This window comes from Microbacterium sp. PAMC22086, assembly GCF_019443525.1.
Lineage (GTDB): Bacteria > Actinomycetota > Actinomycetes > Actinomycetales > Microbacteriaceae > Microbacterium > Microbacterium maritypicum.
This window is the reverse complement of sequence record NZ_CP080380.1, coordinates 2,650,554-2,670,601: the sequence shown is the minus strand read 5'-3', so window position 1 is coordinate 2,670,601 and position 20,048 is coordinate 2,650,554. Positions and strand designations below refer to the sequence as shown.

The window sequence follows — 20,048 nt, the reverse complement described above, 5'->3', positions numbered from 1 at the left end:
CCCTGATCTCATTCGGGGCGTGCTGGCGATCCGGTGCGCAGAGATTCTCGAAGTCTCTCCGACAACGCGACGACGATGATCGGCACGGCGATGCCGAGCAGTGCACCGAACGCGATGTCGTGGAGATAGTGGACGCCCTGGGCGACCCGTGCGACCGCGACCACCGTGGCGAGCGCCATCGCCGACCAGGTGAGCCAGGAACGCGCGACCGTCAGAGCGATGGCGGCAGCAGCACCGAACGCGAGCGTCGCGTGATTCGACGGCAGAGACCAGTCTCCCGGAGGCGGGCATTCGGCGGCGATCAGCCACACGGTGCACGGGCGCTCCTGGGCGAAGACGAGCTTCCCACCCTCGCTCAGGACGTATGCGAGAGCGACACCCGCGGCGGCCATCACGATCCGTGGTCGGCGTTCCGGATGACTCCACCACGTGCGTCCCAGAGACACGGCCGTCGTGGCTGCGAGCAGCATCAGTCCCGCGTCGGAGATCAGCTCGAGTCCGGGCATTCCGGCGGCGGTGGAATGGAGCCACCGCGTGCCGAGCACGCTCACGCTGCCGGGCATCGGAATCGTCAGCAGGAGGGCCGCGGTGCAGATCGTGAGGACCACGGGCAGGAGACTGCGCGCGGGCAGACGTGTCGAAGGCATGCCTACGAACGTACGGAAAGGGCATCCGAAGAACATCCGTCCGGAGAAGTAGCCGCATCGGTCGGGCGGAGGACACACTGCGTGCAGTTGGGCGATCTCCTGCACGGGGCGCCGTCTCAGACACTTGTCCACGGCTGATGTCCGAGGCGCCGATCGGGGACACGCCGCCCGCCTAACGTGGCCGGATGGCATCCCCGCAGGCACCCCTTCCGCCCCGTCATCGCCTGCGACTGAGCATAGGCGCGGCGGTGGTGCTGGCGCTCGTCGTGCTGTCGGCTGCTGTCGGGCTCGGCATCATGCGAGGGCAGGCGGCCCCGGTCGAATCGGTGCCGCTGACCGATGCCGGATCGGGGAACGGATCCGGCGCCGAGCCGTCCGGCGATCTCTACGTGCACGTTCTGGGCGCCGTCGAGAAGCCGGGGCTCTACGTGCTCGATCTCGACGCGCGACTCGTCGATGCGCTGGCGGCCGCGGGCGGGACGACCCCCGATGCCGACCTGGCTGCGGTCAATCTCGCACGTGTGCTCGAAGACGGGGAGCAGGTCGTGGTGCCGGCAGCCGGTGCGGCGGGCGGTGCGCCCGGCAGCGCAGCACCGCCACCGGGCGATGACCGCATCGACCTCAACGCTGCGGATCAGGCCGCGTTGGAGACGCTGCCGCGTATCGGACCGGCACTCGCGGAGCGGATCATCGCCTGGCGGGAGGAGAACGGCAGGTTCACGTCGGTCGATGATCTGCTCGCCGTGCCCGGAATCGGCGAGAAGCTGCTCGCGGGACTCCGCGACGGGGTCAGAGTGTGAGGGCGCGTGATCTTCGGCTGGTGCCGCTCGCAGTGGCGGTGTGGGGCGTGGTGCTGCTGTGCGTGCTGCTCCCGGCGGTCGCGTGGGCGTGTGCTGGCGCGTGCATGACAGCTGCCGCGGGAGTGCTGGCCTTCGTGAGGCGCCGGCCGCACGGCGCGCGTGGTCAGCGCGACCACGGGGGTTTCGTGGTCGTGGTGCTGGCCACGATGGCAGCGGCGGCGGCCTGCGTCGGGTTCGCCCTCCCCGCGCGGGAGGCGGCCATGCGATGGGACGGGCGGGTCGTCGAGATCACTGCCGAGGTGACATCCTCCGCCTCGGTCGGACGAGACGGGCGGCTGTGGTTCGAAGCGGCGACGACCACGCTCGGTCCGCCGGGGCATCCGGCCGACTCCAGCGCGCCGGTGCGCCTCGGCGTCGATCCAGCCGAAGGCTTCGACCTCGGAGCGCGGATCCGGGTGGTGGGAGAGTCTTCGGTGACCGATGCGGGGGAGCATTCGGCGCTGGTCGTCTTCGCGAGTGACGCGGAGGTCATCTCACCCGCGTCCGGTGCCTTCGGAGTCGCGGCAGCTCTCAAGAGCGCGTTCGTCGAACGGTCGCTGCGCCTGCCGGAGCCAGGATCCGGCCTTCTACCCGGCCTCGCGGTCGGCGACACCCGTGCGGTGACGCCTGCTTTGAACGAAGACATGCGCATCAGCGGCCTCAGCCACCTCACCGCCGTCAGCGGTGCGAACTGCGCGATCGTCGTCGGTGCACTCTTCTGGCTCGCGGCAGTGTGCGGCGGCGGGCGAGGGATGCGCGTCGGGCTCTCCCTCGCAGGGCTTGCCGGATTCGTCGTCCTGGTCACTCCTGAGCCGAGCGTGATCCGGGCAGGCGTGATGGCGGCTGTGGGCATGCTCACGGTGCTCCTGGGCAGGCCGAGCGCCGGCGCCGGCATGCTGTCCCTGTGCGCGACCGGGATTCTGCTGGCGGATCCATGGCTGGCGGCGACACCCGGGTTCGCTCTGTCGGTGGTCGCCTCCGGCGCGTTGATCCTCCTCGCTCCACCGCTAGCGCGGGGCATGAGCCGGGGCATGCCCCATCCCGTCGCCCTGGCCGTCGCTGTGCCGCTGGCGGCACAGCTCGCGTGCGGGCCGATCATCGCACTGTTCGCGCCGCAGCAGTCTCTGATCGGCGTCGCCGCGAACCTGATCGCCGCTCCGGCGGCTCCGTTGGCGACAGTGATCGGGCTCCTCGCCTGCGTCGCGGCGCCCCTGCCGGCGCTCGCTGATCTGCTCGCGTCCTCGGCGTGGCTGCCGGCAGCCTGGATCGCGACGACTGCCGCCACAACCGCGCGGCTGCCGGGCGCGCAGGTCCTGGTGCCTGCTGGGCCCGGCAGTGCCCTGCTGGTGGCCGTGGTGAGTGCGGCGGTCGCCATCGTGCTGATTCGGGCACCCTCCCGTGACCTGGGATCGAGCGTCGCGCGCGCGAGCGTGTGGGTGAGGCGAGGAGCGGCGGCGATCCTCGTGGTCGTTCTTTCGCTGGCCGGATCCTGTGTGCTCCTCGACGGTCCCCTGGCCACGGCGACCGCTCCGGAGGGGTGGGCCATCGCGGTATGCGATGTCGGACAGGGAGACGCAGTGCTCGTGCGCTCGGCGACCGAGGTCGCGCTCATCGACGTAGGGCCCGATCCTGAGCCTCTCTCCGCGTGCCTGCGATCGCTCGGCATCGAGCGCATCGACCTTCTCGTGCTCACCCACTTCGACCTTGATCACGTCGGCGGGATAGGCGCTGTCCAGGGGCGAGTCTCCACGGCTCTGCACGGTCCGGTCGCCGAGGAGTCGGATCGACGTCTTCTCGAAGACCTCGTCGCGGGAGGCGCGCGCGTCGATGAGGCTTCGGCGGGCCAGCACGGCATGCTCGGCGAGGCGGCATGGCGAGTGCTCTGGCCGCTGCGGAAGTCCGTCGCGTTCCCCGAAGGCAACGACGCGAGTGTCGTGATGGAGTTCGACGGGGGAGGAGTGCCGCGCTCGATCTTCCTCGGCGACCTCTCCGCAGCCCCTCAGCGCATGCTGCAGCGCTCAGCGAGGCTGACGCCGTATGCGGTGGTCAAGGTGGCTCATCACGGCAGTGCGGATCAGGAGCCAGGGCTGTACGAGATGATCCGGCCGCGGGTGGCCCTGTTCAGCGTCGGAGCGGACAACGACTACGGCCATCCACGCTCCGAGACCCTCGACCTTTTGGCCGCGACCGGCGCGCATGTGCTGCGCACCGACGAGCAGGGACGCGTCCTGCTCGGCCTCCGGGACGGCGAGCTACAGGTCTGGACGGAGCAGGTGGGGCGGTGACAGTCCGAGCCATGTCGGCCACCGCCGGTAGGCTGGATCCATGGCAGCTTCGCGAACCCCCTCCCGCGGCGGCGCGAAGCCCACCAAGATTCCTCAGGTCTCCTGGCGCGAGCCGCACCCCGCCCCGATCGTGCTCGTGTCGGGCCCGGAAGAGGTCTGTGCCGAGAGAGCGATCGCCGGTGTCCGCGACTACCTCCGGGCCGAAGACCCTGCACTCGAAGTGAGCGACGTCCGCGCCGATGACTACGCTCCTGGAACGCTGCTCTCTCTCACCTCACCGTCGCTTTTCGGAGAACCCCGCCTGGTACGTGTCTCGGGTGTGGAGAAATGCTCCGATGCGTTCATCCAGGAGGCGGTGTCCTACCTCGACAATCCGCAAGAGGGGGCGACGGTCATCCTTCGCCACACCGGCGCCAGCGTGCGCGGCAAGAAGCTTCTCGACGCGCTTCGCGCCGGGAACGGCGGCGGTATCGAGATCGCCTGCCCAGCCATCAAGCGCGACAGCGACCGGGTCGACTTCGCCGCCGGCGAGTTCCGTGCGGCGAAGAAGCGCATCGCGCCTCCCGCTCTGCGCGCGCTGGTCTCTGCATTCGCCGACGATCTCACCGAGCTCGCTGCGGCCTGTCAGCAGCTCATCGGCGACGTCGAGGGCGATATCTCCGAAGAGATCGTCACCAAGTACTACGGTGGCCGTGTCGAGGTCTCGGCCTTCGTCGTCGCAGACACGGCGATCGCCGGTCGGTACGGTGAGGCTCTCATCGCCCTCCGCCATGCGCTCTCATCGGGTGCCGACCCCGTGCCGATGGTCGCGGCGTTCGCGATGAAGCTGCGCACCATGGCGCGTGTCGCCGGCAACCGCGAGCCGAGCCGCCAGCTCGCTCAGCGCCTGGGCATGAAGGACTGGCAGGTGGATCGTGCCCGCCGCGACCTCGCAGGCTGGAACGAGCGCTCGCTCGGGATGGCGATCCAGGCCACGGCGAGGGCCGACGGCGAGGTCAAGGGTGCCGCTCGTGACCCGATCTTCGCGCTCGAGCGCATGGTCACCGTGATCGCCACGCGTCAGCCGTTCGGGGAGTAGCCGATCGCCTCAGGACCCGGCCCGCTCGCCGAGGCGATGACCTTTCCGAGGCAATGAAGAAGGCCCGCCCCGATGACGGGACGGGCCTTTCTCAGAAGCTTCGGCTCAGAGGGAAGCGACCTGCTTGGCGAGAGCCGACTTGCGGTTCGACGCCTGGTTCTTGTGCAGGACACCCTTGCTGACGGCCTTGTCGAGCTTGACGGCGGCCTTCTTCAGGGCAGCCTCTGCTGCTGCCTTGTCGCCGGCGGAGACGGCCGTGCGAGTGGTGCGGATGACCGTCTTGAGCTCGCTCTTCACGGCCTTGTTGCGCTCGCGCGCCTTCTCGTTGGTCTTGTTGCGCTTGATCTGCGACTTGATGTTTGCCACGTGTGGACGCTTTCTGTACAGGAGTGTTCGGAATGCCGGCAGCAGAAGAGGGCTGCTGCACAGCGGTCGTGAGGGAAGAACCCACACGCAAGCCAAGAGTCGAGTCTACCAGCAGACGGGCTGTTGACGCGAAACGGCGACGGGAACACGAGACGCCGTCGCACTTTCGATGGTACCGGGTGCAGAATCATCACTATCCCGACACTGATGTCAACGAGCCCACATGACCCCCGAGTCCTCTCGTTCGTCCCTGCCCTCAGGGCTCCGCTGGTCCGCGGCGACCTCGGCCTTCCAGATCGAGGGGTCGCGCCCCACCGGGATATCAGGACGATCGATCTGGGACGACTTCCTCGAGAGGCCGGGAGCTATCCTCGACGGTTCGGTCGCAGACCCGGCCTGTGACAGCTATCGACACCCCGAGGCCGACGTCGCTCTCGCAGCCGGGCTCGGGCTCGATCGCTACAGGTTCTCGATCCCCTGGGCCCGCGTCCAGCCGGACGGCCTCGGACGCGGCGACGGGGTGGCGCTCGATCACTACTCCCGTCTGGTCGATCTTCTCCTCGACGTGGGAGTCGTGCCGTTTCCCACCCTGTTCCACTGGGAGATGCCGAGCAGAATCGAAGCGGGCGGCGGCTGGCTCGAGAGGGACACGGCGGACCGCTTCGCCGACTACGCAGCGATCGTGGCGGATCGTCTCGGCGACCGTGTGCAGCACTGGTACACCCTGAACGAGCCCGCCATGACGACGCTCCAAGGCTATGCGGTCGGTGCGCTGGCACCCGGGAAGCAGCTCCTCTTCGGCGCGCTGCCGACCGCGCACCATCAGCTGCTCGCCCACGCTCGGGCGGCGGCCGCTCTGCGCGAGCATGGTGCCGCATCGGTCGGATTGGTCAACAACCACACCTGGGTCCTGCCGCTGCGCGACACCGCCGAGGACCACCAAGCGGCGGCGATCTACGACCTGATCTACAACCGCGTCTTCAGCGAGCCGCTCCTCGCCGGTTCGTACCCCGACCTGGAAGCACTCGGCCTGCCTCCGATGCCTGTGCAGGACGATGACCTCGAAGCCATCGGCCGCTCGATCGACTTCTACGGCATCAACTTCTACAACCCGACCACGGTGACCGCAGCAGCGGAGGAGAGTCCGATCCCGTTCGACATCGTGCCCACACCCGGAGTGCCGGTGACCGGGTTCGGTCCGGAATGGCCGATCATGCCGAGCGCTCTGCACGATCTTCTGATCGACCTGCACGCCCGGCATCCGCAGCTGCCGCCCGTGATCATCGGTGAGAACGGGGCCTCGTTCCCCGAGCCCGACCGTGCCGCCCGCGTCGACGATGCCGACCGGATCTCTTACCTCGCCGACCACATCGCGGCCGTCGGCGATGCGATCGATGCGGGGGTGCCGGTGGAGGAGTACACGGTGTGGTCCCTGCTGGACAACTGGGAGTGGGCCGACGGCTACACTCAGCGCTTCGGCCTCGTCCACGTCGACTTCGATACGGGCGAGCGCACGCCCAAGGCGTCGTACGACTGGTATCGAGAGGTCATCGCGAGCTCGCGTGCAGCGACCCCGCTGGCGGCGGGGACGGGAGAGAAGCGGTGACCGAGGTCGCCGGCGCTCGCACGGTGCGGGCGGGGGCGCGATGGATGTCGCTGTTCACGCTGGCGTGGCTGGCGATCTGGACCGTGCAGCTCACGCCCGTCCAGCTGCTGCTGCCGCTGCAGCTCGATACCCCGGAGGACGATTGGATCCGTGGTGTCGTCTCGTCCGGACTGGTTCTCGGCATCGGCGGGCTTGCAGGGATCATCGCGGGCCCCGCCGCCGGTGCGCTCTCGGATCGTGCGGCGGCCGGACGCCACCGTCGTCGCCCGTGGGCCGTGGGCGGCGCACTGTTCACCGCGGCCTGTCTCGCGCTGACGGGCTACGCCGAAAACCCGTGGACCGTGGGCGCCGGCTGGGTGGGAGTGTCGATCGGCGTCGCCGTGTCGTCGGCGGCCTTCACCGCGCTCATCGCCGACCAGCTGCCGACGACACAGCGTGGGGCCGCTTCTGCTGCCGTCGGCTCCAGCCAGGCCGTCGGCATCGTGGTCGGGGCGGGGCTCGTCGTCCTTCTCGGCCTCGGGATCCACGAGGGGTATCTCCTGCTCGCGGGGGTCATCGCGGTGGTCGGCACGACCACCGCTCTGCTGTTGCCGGATCCCCCGACCACGGAGGCGTTGCGACCGAAGCAGATCGGACGACGCCGTCTGGCCTCGCTGCGAGATCGGGACTTCGCCTGGATGCTCTCTGGGCGCCTCATGACGAATGTCGGCAACGCGCTCGGAACCGCGCTGTTCCTGTTCTTCCTGCTGCACGGCCTCGGCCAGCCGAGTGCGGTGGCGCAGGACAACCTGCTGCTGCTCATCGTCGTCTACACGGTGTTCGTGGTCATCGCCTCGGTGGTCACGGGAATCGTCTCCGACCGCACCGGGAATCGGCGGACGCTCACGGTGGCCGCGACCGTCGTCCAGGCGGCCTCGGGTGTGGCGATAGCGCTCGTGCCGACCTTCGAGATGACGATGGTCGCTGCCGCCCTGATGGGGCTCGGCTACGGAGCGTTCTCCACGGTGGGCCTCGCGTTCGTCGCCGACCTGCTGCCGGACGAGCAGGACCATGCGAGGGATCTCGGGATCCTGAACGTGACAGCCGCTCTCGGGCAGCTCATCGGACCGGTGCTGGGGGCGGGGCTGGTCGCGCTCGTGGGCGGCTTCTGGCTGGTGTTCGTCGCGGCCGCAGTGCTGTCCCTCGTCGGCGGGCTGCTCACGGCCTTCGCGCGCCAGCCGGTCAGGACGTCATGAGGTCGAGGAGTCCCGCTCCAGGTCACCCTCGACATCCCGCTCCACTGTGGCGATGGCGACCTGCAGCACAGCGTTGAAGATCTGCGGTCGCATCGCGGTGACGAGGTGCGTCGTCCGCGGCACGATGATGAGCTCGGCGTGCGGTGCGAGCCGTCGGAACAGCGACTCGTTGAGCCGCAGCTGATCGTACTGCCCGTTCACGAACCAGAGCGGAACCGTGACGCGGGGGATCGCAGCGGCGATGTCGAGGGCCGCCAGGCTGCGAAGCGCGGCGTCCTGGGTGTCCAGTGCGTACCCGCCTGCGGCGAAGTCGGATCGGCTCTCGAGGGGGATGGTGGCCTCGAGCATCCGTCTGGTGAGCCACATCCCACGGTCGGGGAGGGAATCGACGGCCCGGGCGAACAGGCGATAGGCGCGAAGACCGGCGCCGCGGGGGAGCGACGTGCAGGCGGCGGCGATGAGCCCGGCGACCGGCGGACGCTCTGCCCCGCCGGCATAGGCGAGACACAGCAGGCCGCCCAAGGAATGCCCCACCAGGAGCACCGGACCCCTCTCGGCTGCGGTGCGCACCGCGACGTCGATCGTGTGCAGCGCCTCGTGAAGGGTGAAGTCCTCCTGCATGCGGGTGCCGTGACCCGGCAGATCCACGGCGGTGAATGTGGCGCCGCGCTCTTCGAGGTGGGCAGCCTGAGATCGCCACATGGTGGCCGAGGTGCGGATGCCGTGCACGAAGACGATCTGGGCGCTCACGGGTTCAGCATAAGGAAAGCGGGGCCGGTGGATGAACCACCGACCCCGCTTCGACACGATGTGTGTCAGAGAGTGTTACTTCTCCCAGCCGACGTTCTCGACCGGGGTAATGCCGAACAGGTCGAGACCGACGTAGGGCTCGGGCGTGAGGTTCGCCAGGCCTTCCTTGACGGTGTAGATCTGCGGGCCGTTGTACAGCGGGATGAGGCCCCAGCGCTTGTAGATCTCGGGCTCGAGCTTCATCGCGGCAGCGGTCTGCGCCTCGGGGTCGCTCTGCGACTCGACCTTGTCCTTGATCTCGGCGTCGAGTTCGGCGTCACCGACACCCGACAGGTTGAGACCAGAGTCCGAGCAGTACAGCTGGCAGAACCACGCGGCACCGAACGGGTCGGAGGAGGTGAAGCGGAGTCCGGAGACATCCCAGTTCTTCGAGGTGTAGTCCTCGGAGAACTGGCTGGCCGGGCGGACCTCGACCTTGACGTCGATGCCGATCGCCTTCTGCTGAGCCTGCAGCGACTGCGCGAGGGCCTTCTGCGTCGCGGAGTCAGCCCAGATCGGGTACACGACGGAGAGCTTGACGCCGTCCTTCTCGCGGATTCCGTCGGAGCCTTCCGTCCAGCCTGCCTCGTCGAGGAGCTTCTTGGCGCCCTCGACATCGAACTTCCAGCCGGCGGCCTTCATCGAGTCGGAGTAGCCGGGCTGGAACGAGAACAGGGTCAGCGAGCCGGCCGGGTCCTCTTCGTATCCGAGGCCGTTCCAAGCGATCTGCTTCTGCTGATCGATGTTGATCGCCTTGAAGAACGCCTCGCGAACCTTGACGTCCTCGAACTGCGGCTTGGTCGAGTCGACCTGCAGGATGGTGTTGGCGGTCTGCTGCGCGCGGTAGACCACGGCGCCGTCGACGTCCTTGACCTGATCGATGAGCTCCTGGGAGCCCGTCTCGACCATGTCGACCTCGCCGTTCTTGAAGGCATTGACGCCGGCCTGGGCGTCCATGCCGGTCATGGTGACCTCGTCGAGCAGGGGAGCGTCGCCCCACCACTCGGGGTTCGGCTTGAACGAGACGTAGCCCTTGTTGGCGTCGAACTCGTTGATCGTGTACGGACCTGCGCCCCACTCGGGGTGCGGGTTCTCGATCATCGCCTCGTTGAAGGTGGTCGGGTCAGCGAGCGCGGGGTGCATGACGCCGCTGTTGAACGGCATCTGCGGCCATGCGAACTCGCCCTTGAAGGTGACGATGGCGGTCTTGGCCGTGTCGCCCTGCTCGACGGACTCGATGTCCTTGTAGCCGTCGGTCGCGTTCGGGTTGAAGCCCTCGTCGTAGGAACGGTTGGCCTTCCACGTGGCGTCGATGGCCGTCCAGTCCATGTCGGTGCCATCGTTCCAGTGCGCCTCGTCGGTGAACGTGAAGGTCAGGACCGTCTTGCCGTCCTTCACCTCGTTCTTCCACTCGGAGAGGTAGTTGTCGTTCTTGTACTGCGTGCCATCCGGCTTCATGAGGATGATCTGCGGCATGTACCACGCGGCGATGCGCGCGGTGTCGGCGCTGCCGTCGCTGTTGAACGAGTTCAGCTGCGGCGGGACCTCGCGGATGGCGAAGTTGACCGTGCCACCCTCCTTGAGGTTCTCGCGCGGCTGCGGGTTGTAGTTCGCCATCTCGACACCGGCTGCTTCGCCGCTGTCGCCCTTGTCGCTACCACCGGTGGTGCCGGTAGCGCACCCGCTGAGCGCGAGTGCGAAAGCGCCGGTGAGTGCCAGCGCTCCCATCAGCTTGTACTGCTTCATGGTGCTCCTTTCGCCTTGCGGCGTGTCATAAGGGGAGAATAGTTCGCCGAATCCCCGATTGCCCGGGCGGCGAGTGAATCTGGGCTAACCGTTATCGGACGGTGATGCGCTCCTCATCAGGAGGCAGCGGGGTGGGCCGACATGGTCGCCGGATCGAACACGATCCGCTCGCGGGTGCGCTCGATGTCGGGATCCGGCACAGGGATCGCCGACAGCAGCGCCTTGGTGTACGGGTGCTGCGGGTTGTCGAAGACATCGTCCACGTCGCCGTGCTCGACGAAGTCGCCGAGATACATCACGGCGACCCGGTCGGCGATGTGTCGGACGACCGACAGGTCGTGGGCCACGAACAGATACGACAGTCCGAGCTTGACCTTGAGGTCGTCCAGCAGATTGATGACGCCGGCCTGGATCGACACGTCGAGCGCGGAGACCGGCTCATCGAGCACCAGGATCTTCGGGTTGGTCGACAGCGCCCTGGCGATGCCGATGCGCTGACGCTGTCCACCGGAGAACGCCTGCGGGAAGCGGTCGCTGTGCGCGGGGTTGAGCCCGACGAGGTCCATCAGCTCCTTGACACGCCGGTGCGCCTCGGCCTTCGGCGTACCGATGGCCGACAGCGGCTCCGAGATGATGTCCGCGACCGTCATGCGAGGGTCGAGGGCGCCCATCGGATCCTGGAACACGATCTGGATGTCGCGGCGCAGAGCCCGCTCCACCTTGTGGCTGCGGATGTCGTTGACGCTGGTTCCCGCGATCACGATGTCGCCCTCGGTCTGCTTGACCATGTCCATGATCTGGAGGAGCGTCGTGGTCTTCCCACTGCCGGACTCGCCGACGATGGCCAGGGTCTCTCCCTCGCGCACGTCGAAGCTGATGCCCTTGATCGCGTGCACCTCGCCGACCTTGCGCTTCAGGAACGCACCCTTGAGCAGGGGGAAGGTCTTGGTGAGGTTCTTCACCTCGAGGGTGATCGGTCGCTGTTCGCGGGGCACCCGGGTCAGCGGGCTCTCGGGTGCCTCACGCACGGGGTACACGGGCAGACCTCCGAGCAGGCCGCCGTCGGTGATCTCGTTCGCGCGGATGCAGGCTGCGCGGTGCTCCTCGCCGCCGCCGGTGAGGACCGGCAGGAGCTCGGGCTCGCTGGTGCGGCACGCGTCCATGACGATGGGGCAGCGGTCAGCGAACGGGCAGGCATCCGGCAGGTCGATCAGCAGGGGAGGGTTGCCCTTGATCGGGGTGAGAGGCTCCTTCTCCGCCTTGTCCACACGAGGGATGGCACCGAGGAGACCGATCGAGTACGGCATGCGGGTCTGGTGGAACAGCTCGCGCACCGGCGCCTGCTCGACCGGCTTGCCGGCGTACATGACCATCACATCGTCGGCCGTGCGGGCGACGACCCCCATGTCGTGGGTGATCATCATCACGGCGGCACCGGTCTCGGCCTGGGCCTTCTCGATCAGGTCGAGGATCTGCGCCTGGATCGTGACGTCGAGAGCCGTGGTGGGCTCGTCGGCGATGATCAGCTTCGGGTTGTTGGCCATCGCGATGGCGATGACGACGCGCTGCCGCATGCCGCCCGAGAACTCGTGCGGGAAGGACTTCATCCGCTTCTCGGGCTCGGTGATGCCGACCAGCTTGAGGAGGTCGATCGAGCGCGCCGTCGCCTCCTTGATGCTGAGGTTGCGGTGCACCGTCAGCGCCTCGATCAGCTGCGCGCCGATCGTGTACACCGGGGTGAGAGAGGTCAGCGGGTCCTGGAAGATCATCGAGATCCCGTTGCCGCGGATGGTGGAGAGCTGCGCGTCGGTCTTGCCCAGGAGCTCCTGGCCGTCGAACACGATCGACCCTGAGACCTTGGCGTTCTCATCGAGCAGGCCCATCACCGCGAGAGAGGTGACGGACTTGCCGGAACCGGACTCGCCGACGATGCCGAGGGTCTTTCCCGCTTCGAGGTCGAAGGAGACGCCGCGCACGGCGTCGACGCGTCCCGCCTCGGAAGCGAAGCTGACCTTGAGGTCGCGGACCGAGAGTACGGGGCTCATGCGCGGCCTCCTGCAGCCGAAGTGGGATCGAGGGCATCGCGCAGTCCATCGGCGATGAGCGCCATGGACACGGTCAGCATGGTGAGGACCAACGCGGGGAAGTAGAACAGCCACGGCGAGCTGGTGATCGAGGAGCTGCCCTCACCGATCAGCGAGCCGAGCGAGACATCGGGGATCTTCACACCGAAGCCGATGAAGGACAGGCCGGTCTCGGTCGTCACCGCCGCGACGATGCCGAGGGTGAAGTTGATGACCAGCAGGGATCCGATGTTCGGGATCAGGTGACGCGTCACGATGCGCAGGCCGCGGACGCCCATGTAGCGCGCGGCTTGGACGTACTCGCGCTCACGCAGCGAGAGCGTCATCGTCCAGATGATGCGAGCGGGGAAGAACCAGCTGACGAAGATCATCACGAACGCGATGACCCACCACACGCCGCCGGAGTCGTTCGAGATGATCGACAGCAGGAGGAAGGTCGGCACGACCATCATGAAGTGGATGACGAGCAGCGCGATTCGCTCGAACCAGCCGCCGAAGTACGCGGCGGCGGTACCGACGAGCGCGGAGAGGATCGTCGTTCCCACCGAGACCGTGATCGCGATCATGAGGGATCGCTGCAGGCCGATGGCCGTCTGCGTGTAGGTGTCGTTGCCGGCGCCGTTGGTACCGAACCAGTGCGCCGCGGACGGCGGCTGGCTCAGCGCGAGGAAGTCCATGCTGTCGACGGCGTACGGCGAGAGCACCGGACCCAGCGTGGAGAAGAGGACCAGCACGAGCAGGACGACGACGCCGCCGACGGCCGGCTTGTTGCGCATGAACCGGCGCGTGTAGAGCGTCCACTTGGACAGCGACTTGTCCGCGGCGCGGTCGGCGCTGGGCGGCGCTGCCGGCGGCTCGACGAGGGGGTCGATCATATCGGTGGTCATAATCAGCTCACCCTCACTCGCGGGTCGAGAACGACGACGATGATGTCGGCGAGCACCGCACCGATCGCTGTCAGCACGGCGCCGAAGGCGGCGACGGCGACGACGCCGTTGATGTCGTTGTTGTTGATGGTGTCGAGGAAGTACCGCCCCATGCCCTGCCAGGCGAAGATGCGCTCGGTCAGGATCGCGCCGGTGAAGATCGTCGGGATCGTGAACGCGACCTGCGTCGCGACCGGGATGAGCGACGTGCGCAGGGCGTGCTTGCGGACCGCCTGCGCCTTGGTCAGCCCCTTGGCCCGGGCGGTGCGCACGTAGTCGGCGTTGATGTTGTCCAGCAGCAGCGACCGCTGCAGGAAGTGGTACTGGGCGTAGCCGACGATCACGAGCGCGATCGTGGGCAGCGTGAGGTGCTGCAGGGTGTCGACCAGCACGGGGAAGAAGCCGGTGACGCCGGGGCTCGAGGAGCCGGTGACGTAGAAGATGCGGACGCCGGTCCACTCGTTGAGGGAGATCGCGAGGAGCACCACGGCGAGTCCGGCGACGATGATGTTCACGTTCATCGTGATGATCGAGGTCGCCTGGCCGATGCGGTCGGCGAGCTTGTACTGACGCGAGGCGGTGTAGACACCGAGCCAGATGCCGAGCACCGCCGCGATGATCGTGGCCCCGAGAACGAGCTCGGCGCTGACCCACATGCGGTACGAGACCTGCTCGTTCACCGACTGACCGGTGGGACTCACACCCCAGTCCCAGCGGATCAGGATGCCGCTGAACCAGTTCCACCACCGCTCGATCAGCGGAACCGTGTCGCTGAGGTTGCGGGGGATGAGGACGTTGTCGATCTGCTCCGGAGAAAGCGGAGGTCGGCGCCCGACGTAGTTGCTGCGCGGATCCAGGAAGCCCCACGCCAGGAAGAACGTGAGATTCGTGGCGACCACGATCATGAGCAGCCAGCCGAGTGCTCGGCGCAGGAGGTACTTGATCAAGGGGGGGTCAGTCTTTCTCTTCTACAGACGCGCTCGGGATCTGCCGACGCAACGCTGAGTCAGTTGGATACACAATCGCCATCCACCGAACTCTGCGACGCGACGACCATCACGGGGTGTATGACGGAGTCTTATCGCTTGCGGGATCCGGTGTCACGGATTTTCCCTGGCAACTTCGGGAGACTATCACCGGTATGGCCGAATCGGGGATTAGCCTCCCCTGACCGTAGAATCGAGTGGACATGTCCCCACGCGCTCTCACTCCTCTTCAGCCTGCTGCGACGCCGGCTGCGCAGATCCGTAACTTCTGCATCATCGCCCACATCGATCACGGCAAGTCGACGCTCGCCGACCGCATGCTCCAGATCACCGGAGTCGTCTCCGATCGCGACATGCGTGCGCAGTACCTCGACCGCATGGACATCGAGCGCGAGCGCGGCATCACCATCAAGAGCCAGGCGGTCAGGATGCCGTGGGAGCTCGATGGTCAGACCGTCGCTCTGAACATGATCGACACGCCCGGTCACGTCGACTTCACCTACGAGGTCTCGCGTTCGCTCGCGGCCTGCGAGGGAGCGATCCTGCTCGTCGACGCCGCACAGGGCATCGAGGCGCAGACTCTCGCGAACCTCTACCTGGCGCTCGAGAACGACCTGCACATCATCCCGGTGCTCAACAAGATCGACCTGCCGGCCGCCGACCCGGAGAAGTACGCCAAGGAGCTGGCTTCACTCATCGGCGGCAAGCCGGAGGACGTGCTGCGCGTCTCGGGCAAGACCGGTGTCGGCGTCGAAGAGCTGCTCGACCGGTTGGTCCAGGAGATCCCCGCGCCGACCGGCGACGCGGATGCTCCGGCCCGCGCGATGATCTTCGACTCGGTGTACGACGCCTACCGCGGTGTGGTCACCTACGTGCGCATGGTCGACGGAAGCCTGTCACCGCGCGAGCGCATCCAGATGATGTCCACCGGAGCGAACCACGAAGCCCTCGAGGTCGGCGTGTCGAGCCCGGAGCCGACTCCCACCAAGGGGCTCGGCGTCGGCGAGGTGGGCTACCTCATCACCGGCGTGAAGGATGTGCGCCAGTCGAAGGTCGGCGACACCATCACCACGTCGCGGAAGCCGGCATCCGAGGCCCTGCCGGGATACACCGACCCGAAGCCGATGGTCTTCTCCGGGCTGTATCCGATCGACGGCAGCGACTACGCCGAGCTTCGCGAGGCCCTCGACAAGCTCAAGCTCTCCGACGCTTCCCTCGTGTACGAGCCGGAGACCTCGGTCGCGCTCGGTTTCGGTTTCCGCTGCGGCTTCCTCGGACTGCTGCACCTCGAGATCATCACCGAGCGTCTGGCCCGCGAGTTCAACCTCGACCTCATCACGACCGCGCCCAGCGTGATCTACGAAGTACTGACGAGCGACACCGGCGAGACCGTCACCGTGACCAACCCGAGCGAGTATCCCGACGGGCGCATCGGCTCGGTGTCGGAGCCGATGGTCAAAGCGGCGATCCTGCTGCCCAAGGACTACGTCGGCACGGTCATGGAGCTGTGCCAGTCGCGTCGTGGAACGCTGCTCGGCATGGAGTACTTCTCCGAGGAGCGCGTCGAGCTGCGCTACAACATGCCGCTCGGCGAGATCGTCTTCGACTTCTTCGATCAGCTGAAGTCGAAGACCCAGGGGTATGCGTCGCTCGACTACGAGCCCTCAGGGCAGCAGGAAGCCGACCTGGTGAAGGTCGACATCCTCCTGCAGGGGGAGAAGGTCGATGCCTTCAGTTCGATCGTGCACCGCGACAAGGCCTACGCCTACGGCACGATGATGGCCGAGCGTCTGCGCAAGCTCATCCCTCGCCAGCAGTTCGAGGTGCCGATCCAGGCCGCGATCGGTGCCCGCATCATCGCGCGCGAGACGATCCGCGCTATTCGCAAGGACGTGCTCGCCAAGTGCTACGGCGGTGATATCACCCGCAAGCGCAAGCTCCTCGAGAAGCAGAAGGAGGGCAAGAAGCGCATGAAGATGGTCGGCCGCGTCGAGGTCCCCCAGGAGGCGTTCATCGCCGCGCTCTCGGGCGACGTCGAAGGCAAGGACAAGAAGTAGCGAGCCTCGATCGCGCCCGCGGGATATGACGCCCCGCGGCGCGTGGGGGTGTTCGCTCAGGTAACGCGAAGTAGGGTGGAAGTCATGCGGCGCGGGACTTTCCGAGACGACACGGTGGACTATGCGGCCGTGGGTGCGACCCATGCGCCCGACCTGATGCAGTACCCGCCGGAGCGCAGCATCCCGGCCGAGGAGTCTTGGCGCATCGGCAGCGGTGTCGAACGTTTCCAGACCGCCGGTGAAGCCCTTCTGTCGTGGACCGCGCAGCGTGCGGCCGGACTGTCGGTGGAAGACGTGCGTCCTGCGCCAGGGCCCGCCTATGCGGGCGTGAGCTTCGATGCCGAAGGCAATCCGATCGCGCCGAGCAAGCGCGACGTCGAGCCCCGCTACGACGCGGAGGGCATGCCCTTCGTCGGGGCGGGGATGACGCTGCACCTTCGAGGACGCGTCGCCGGCATGCGCGCCGATTCCGAGCTGCGAGTGATCTCCGTCACGGAGGAGACCCGATGCGTCGGCTTCGTCCTCGGGACGGTCGGCGGATCGGTGGTCAGCGGCGAGGAGTCCTTCGATGTGGACTGGCGCGAGGACAACGACGAGGTGTGGTTCACCGTCCGTGCGTTCGACGCGCCGAACGGTCTTCTCTACCGCACGATTCCGGCGCTCGTGAAGCGTCGCCGCCGTGAGCTCTTCGCACGCTACCTCCGGGCGATCTCCCCGCTGTACGCGACCCCGCTCTGATGGCGGGACCGCTTCCTCTCGGAGACCCCGCGCCCGCGGACGGGCACCTGCCGGCCGATCTTCCGATCGATACGACGGTGCCGTTCTCCGCGTATCTGCACATTCCGTTCTGCACTGTGCGCTGCGGGTACTGCGACTTCAACACCTACACGTCGACCGAACTGCGCGGGGCGAAGCAGGAGGACTACGCGTCGACTCTGATCTCCGAGGTCGCGCTCGCCCGTCGAGCGCTGGGCGACGCGGGAGCGCTGCGGCCGATGGACACGGTCTTCTTCGGCGGCGGTACACCGACGCTTCTTCCCGCAGGCGACCTCGCGCGCATGCTCGAAGCGGTGACCGGTGCCTTCGGCCTCGCCGATGGGGCGGAGGTCACAGTCGAGGCGAATCCCGACACCGTGACGCCCGAGGTGGCCCGCACTCTGGCGCGGGCCGGAGTCACGAGGATGTCGGTCGGCATGCAGTCGGCTGTTCCGCACGTGCTCGCCGCGCTCGATCGCACCCATCGCCCGGAGAACGTGCGCACCGCCGTCGCCGCAGCGAAGGACGCGGGGCTCGCGGTGAGCGTCGACCTGATCTACGGGGCCCCGGGGGAGTCGCTGTCCGACTGGGAGGCCTCCCTCGATGCCGCGCTGGTGCTCGAACCCGACCACATCTCCGCCTACGCGCTCATCATCGAAGACGGCACGAAGCTCGCCCGCCAGATCCGCCGCGGCGAGGTTCCGACTCCGGATGACGACCTCCAGGCCGACATGTACGAGCTCGCCGATGCCCGTCTCGCAGACGGCGGCTTCGACTGGTATGAGGTGAGCAACTGGGCGCGCACGCCCGATCGCCGTTCCCGCCACAACCTCGCGTACTGGCGGGGGAGCGACTGGTGGGGCTTCGGTCCCGGTGCGCACAGCCACGTCGCCGGTCTGCGCTGGTGGAACGTGAAGCACCCGGCCGCCTACGCGCAGCGTCTGGCGGCAGCCGAATCGCCGGCGGCCGGAACCGAGCGCCCGGACGACGAGTCGCGCACGCTCGAGCGCATCCTGCTGCTCAGCCGCATCCGCGAGGGGATCGCCGTCGATGACGTGCCGAGCGCGAACCGGAGCAGAGTCGCCGGGCTCATGGCCGACGGGCTCATCGACCCGGTCGCGGCGCTCCAGGGACGCATCCGGCTGACCCTGCGCGGTCGCCTTCTCGCCGACGCCGTGGTTCGCGAACTGACCGACTGACCGACGGCCGCCGTCAGCCGGGGAGCAGATCCATCGCGGCTGTTCGTCGCTGCGCCACCGTCGTACTGTCCGCATCGAAGAGTCGCGTCCGGCGACCCGATCCGTACGCGGGCCAGCCGGGGTCGCCCGTGGTCACGAACGCGACCCACGCGGCGTTCATCTCGGCGGCGAGTCCACGGGGAGCGTCAGGGCCGGCCATGCGCTGGGCCTCGGCATCCTCGAGCCGGTCGAACACGAAGCCGAGTTCCAGCGCGTGGGCCGCACGCAGGTCTCGGACCGGACTCGGCCATGCGAACTCGTAGACGTGCGTCGCGTCTGGGCGAGCGGCCGCCAACCGACTCAGGGGCGCCCGCAGCATCATGTCGGTGACGAGCTGCCCGAAGATCTCTCCGGTGATCGCTCCGGGGAAGGCCGAGCGGTACTCGACGACCGCGCGCCGGGGAATCCGGGAGACGATCCGGGCGGCTTGCATCTTGAACTCGCTGATGCTCGCGAGCGCCTCGGGTGGGAACCAGAGCCGATACTCGTCGGTGTTGCTGCCGATGAGCAGAGGGGTGTCGATCTCTGCGAGAACCTCGTGCGGCGACCGGGGAAGACTGTCGGGGTCGATCGCGAACTGGAAGCCCGGTGCTCCGCCGAGCGGCGACGAGCCCGCGGCCTGCGCCCTGCGTGCTTCCAGGAGCTGCTCGGGTGTCAGCGCCGCGAAGGACTCGCGGTCCGCTCGTACCCCGAGCCGCTTCGCGAGCTGTGCGGTCACCCGTCCCGCCTTCCGCGCCGTCTGCGCCTGGAGCGGCCCGGATTCGATGATGGCCCTGCCGATCAGCTCGCGGGAGCTGTCGCGAGCGAGGAGGCCGGCGACGATCGCTCCGCCGGCCGACTCACCCATCGTGGTGATCCGCGCCGGATCACTACCGAACGCGCTGATCTCGCGGTGCACCCACTCCAGCGCGGCCGCGGCATCGCGCAGACCGAGGTTTCGGGGCGCGCCTTCCAACACCGAGAAACCCTCCGAACCCAGTCGGTAGTTGATCGAGACGAAGACGATGCCCGCTGTGGCGAAGAGCGCGCCGTCGTAGAGTAGAGGGGCAGCGCAGCGGTGCCTCGTTCCAGGGCGCCGCCGTGGATCCACAGCAGCACCGGCGCACCGGAAGCGTCCGACGGCGCCCACACGTTCGCGGTGAGGATGTCGTCGCCGTCGATGCGCACGGAACCCAGCAGCTCGCCGATGGCGCCGGCGTAGGGAACCTGGGGAGGGGTCGGACCGAACCGCGTCGCATCTCTCACCCCTTCCCAGCCCACGGCCGGACGCGGCGCGCGGAAGCTGTTCTCCCCGAACGGCGCCTGCGCGTAGGGAATGCCGAGGTAGCGGACGATCCCGGCCTCCTCGGTGCCGCGGACGATGCCGCTCGACAAGGTGGCCTGGGGCGAGGTGGGCATGAGCGTCATCCT

The 20,048-nt window shown here is 67.8% G+C and carries 16 protein-coding genes and 1 pseudogene; 8 read left to right on the top strand and 9 right to left on the bottom strand.

Annotated elements, in window-relative coordinates:
* Positions 1–8: 8 nt before the first annotated feature.
* Positions 9–647, bottom strand: coding sequence for a phosphatase PAP2 family protein (locus tag KY497_RS13245; protein WP_219869234.1), 639 nt, complete (start codon positions 645–647; stop codon positions 9–11).
* A gap of 185 nt (positions 648–832) precedes the next feature.
* On the opposite strand from KY497_RS13245, the gene KY497_RS13240 reads away from it, so the two are divergent.
* Genes KY497_RS13240 through holA form a run of 3 tightly spaced genes read left to right on the top strand, consistent with a single transcriptional unit; the run spans position 833 to position 4,849 of the window.
* Entirely contained in the window at positions 833–1,447 is a 615-nt protein-coding gene (locus tag KY497_RS13240; protein WP_055872390.1) for a ComEA family DNA-binding protein, read from the top strand.
* 20 nt (positions 1,448–1,467) lie between these two features.
* On the top strand, positions 1,468–3,771 hold the full coding sequence (locus KY497_RS13235) for a ComEC/Rec2 family competence protein (protein WP_258185696.1): 2,304 nt from the start codon (positions 1,468–1,470) through the stop codon (positions 3,769–3,771).
* 40 nt (positions 3,772–3,811) lie between these two features.
* Positions 3,812–4,849 carry a DNA polymerase III subunit delta gene (holA, locus tag KY497_RS13230; RefSeq protein ID WP_055867635.1) on the top strand — a complete coding sequence of 346 codons (1,038 nt, stop codon included), beginning with the start codon at positions 3,812–3,814 and terminating at the stop codon, positions 4,847–4,849.
* A 105-nt stretch (positions 4,850–4,954) separates the two neighbouring features.
* On the opposite strand, the gene rpsT is transcribed toward holA, so the two are convergent.
* Positions 4,955–5,215 carry a 30S ribosomal protein S20 gene (rpsT, locus tag KY497_RS13225; protein ID WP_017830351.1) on the bottom strand — a complete coding sequence of 87 codons (261 nt, stop codon included), beginning with the start codon at positions 5,213–5,215 and terminating at the stop codon, positions 4,955–4,957.
* A 223-nt stretch (positions 5,216–5,438) separates the two neighbouring features.
* Here rpsT and KY497_RS13220 point away from each other — a divergent pair, with 223 nt between their 5' ends.
* Together KY497_RS13220 and KY497_RS13215 are read left to right on the top strand one after the other, a co-directional pair.
* Positions 5,439–6,821 carry a glycoside hydrolase family 1 protein gene (locus KY497_RS13220; protein ID WP_219869233.1) on the top strand — a complete coding sequence of 461 codons (1,383 nt, stop codon included), beginning with the start codon at positions 5,439–5,441 and terminating at the stop codon, positions 6,819–6,821.
* Positions 6,818–8,056 (top strand): MFS transporter, encoded by a 1,239-nt coding sequence (locus KY497_RS13215; RefSeq protein WP_258185695.1) that lies wholly within the window; start codon positions 6,818–6,820, stop codon positions 8,054–8,056. The genes KY497_RS13220 and KY497_RS13215 overlap by 4 nt, the downstream gene beginning before the upstream one ends.
* Here KY497_RS13215 and KY497_RS13210 read toward each other — a convergent pair.
* The 5 genes from KY497_RS13210 to KY497_RS13190 form a co-directional block, all read right to left on the bottom strand.
* Positions 8,051–8,806 carry an alpha/beta fold hydrolase gene (locus tag KY497_RS13210; protein ID WP_219869232.1) on the bottom strand — a complete coding sequence of 252 codons (756 nt, stop codon included), beginning with the start codon at positions 8,804–8,806 and terminating at the stop codon, positions 8,051–8,053. The genes KY497_RS13215 and KY497_RS13210 overlap by 6 nt on opposite strands.
* A 75-nt stretch (positions 8,807–8,881) precedes the next feature.
* Complete coding sequence (locus KY497_RS13205) at positions 8,882–10,591, bottom strand: ABC transporter family substrate-binding protein (RefSeq protein WP_219869231.1); 1,710 nt, start codon at positions 10,589–10,591, stop codon at positions 8,882–8,884.
* Between the two features lie 116 nt (positions 10,592–10,707).
* Positions 10,708–12,636 carry an ABC transporter ATP-binding protein gene (locus KY497_RS13200; RefSeq protein WP_219869230.1) on the bottom strand — a complete coding sequence of 643 codons (1,929 nt, stop codon included), beginning with the start codon at positions 12,634–12,636 and terminating at the stop codon, positions 10,708–10,710.
* Complete coding sequence (locus tag KY497_RS13195; RefSeq protein ID WP_219869229.1) at positions 12,633–13,562, bottom strand: ABC transporter permease; 930 nt, start codon at positions 13,560–13,562, stop codon at positions 12,633–12,635. The genes KY497_RS13200 and KY497_RS13195 overlap by 4 nt, the downstream gene beginning before the upstream one ends.
* Before the next feature lie 2 nt (positions 13,563–13,564).
* Positions 13,565–14,548, bottom strand: coding sequence for an ABC transporter permease (locus KY497_RS13190; RefSeq protein ID WP_055867654.1), 984 nt, complete (start codon positions 14,546–14,548; stop codon positions 13,565–13,567).
* A 242-nt stretch (positions 14,549–14,790) separates the two neighbouring features.
* Here KY497_RS13190 and lepA point away from each other — a divergent pair, with 242 nt between their 5' ends.
* The 3 genes from lepA to hemW all read left to right on the top strand — a co-directional run bounded on the left by lepA (position 14,791) and on the right by hemW (position 18,599).
* Complete coding sequence (gene lepA / locus KY497_RS13185) at positions 14,791–16,644, top strand: translation elongation factor 4 (protein WP_218681924.1); 1,854 nt, start codon at positions 14,791–14,793, stop codon at positions 16,642–16,644.
* A gap of 84 nt (positions 16,645–16,728) precedes the next feature.
* Positions 16,729–17,382, top strand: a complete 654-nt coding sequence (locus KY497_RS13180) for a DUF1990 family protein (RefSeq protein ID WP_219869228.1) — start codon at positions 16,729–16,731, stop codon at positions 17,380–17,382.
* The gene (gene hemW / locus KY497_RS13175) at positions 17,382–18,599 is read left to right on the top strand and encodes a radical SAM family heme chaperone HemW (RefSeq protein WP_219869227.1); all 1,218 of its coding nucleotides are present in this window, start codon (positions 17,382–17,384) and stop codon (positions 18,597–18,599) included. Before KY497_RS13180 ends, hemW begins: the two co-directional genes overlap by 1 nt.
* Before the next feature lie 13 nt (positions 18,600–18,612).
* On the opposite strand, the gene KY497_RS13170 is transcribed toward hemW, so the two are convergent.
* Together KY497_RS13170 and KY497_RS16795 are read right to left on the bottom strand one after the other, a co-directional pair.
* Positions 18,613–19,728 (bottom strand): carboxylesterase family protein, encoded by a 1,116-nt coding sequence (locus KY497_RS13170; protein WP_258185694.1) that lies wholly within the window; start codon positions 19,726–19,728, stop codon positions 18,613–18,615.
* A 20-nt stretch (positions 19,729–19,748) separates the two neighbouring features.
* Positions 19,749–20,036 (bottom strand): annotated as a pseudogene (locus KY497_RS16795) (carboxylesterase family protein); the annotation flags it as partial.
* Positions 20,037–20,048 lie beyond the last annotated feature (12 nt).

Bases quoted from the DNA above. Each gene is read 5' to 3' on its own strand.
- hemW (WP_219869227.1), top strand. From the start codon at position 17,382: ATGGCGGGACCGCTTCCTCTCGGAGACCCCGCGCCCGCGGACGGGCAC.
- KY497_RS13220 (WP_219869233.1), top strand. From the start codon at position 5,439: ATGACCCCCGAGTCCTCTCGTTCGTCCCTGCCCTCAGGGCTCCGCTGG.
- KY497_RS13200 (WP_219869230.1), bottom strand. From the start codon at position 12,636: ATGAGCCCCGTACTCTCGGTCCGCGACCTCAAGGTCAGCTTCGCTTCC.
- KY497_RS13245 (WP_219869234.1), bottom strand. From the start codon at position 647: ATGCCTTCGACACGTCTGCCCGCGCGCAGTCTCCTGCCCGTGGTCCTC.
- holA (WP_055867635.1), top strand. From the start codon at position 3,812: ATGGCAGCTTCGCGAACCCCCTCCCGCGGCGGCGCGAAGCCCACCAAG.
- lepA (WP_218681924.1), top strand. From the start codon at position 14,791: ATGTCCCCACGCGCTCTCACTCCTCTTCAGCCTGCTGCGACGCCGGCT.
- KY497_RS13240 (WP_055872390.1), top strand. From the start codon at position 833: ATGGCATCCCCGCAGGCACCCCTTCCGCCCCGTCATCGCCTGCGACTG.
- KY497_RS13180 (WP_219869228.1), top strand. From the start codon at position 16,729: ATGCGGCGCGGGACTTTCCGAGACGACACGGTGGACTATGCGGCCGTG.
- KY497_RS13205 (WP_219869231.1), bottom strand. From the start codon at position 10,591: ATGAAGCAGTACAAGCTGATGGGAGCGCTGGCACTCACCGGCGCTTTC.
- KY497_RS13195 (WP_219869229.1), bottom strand. From the start codon at position 13,562: ATGACCACCGATATGATCGACCCCCTCGTCGAGCCGCCGGCAGCGCCG.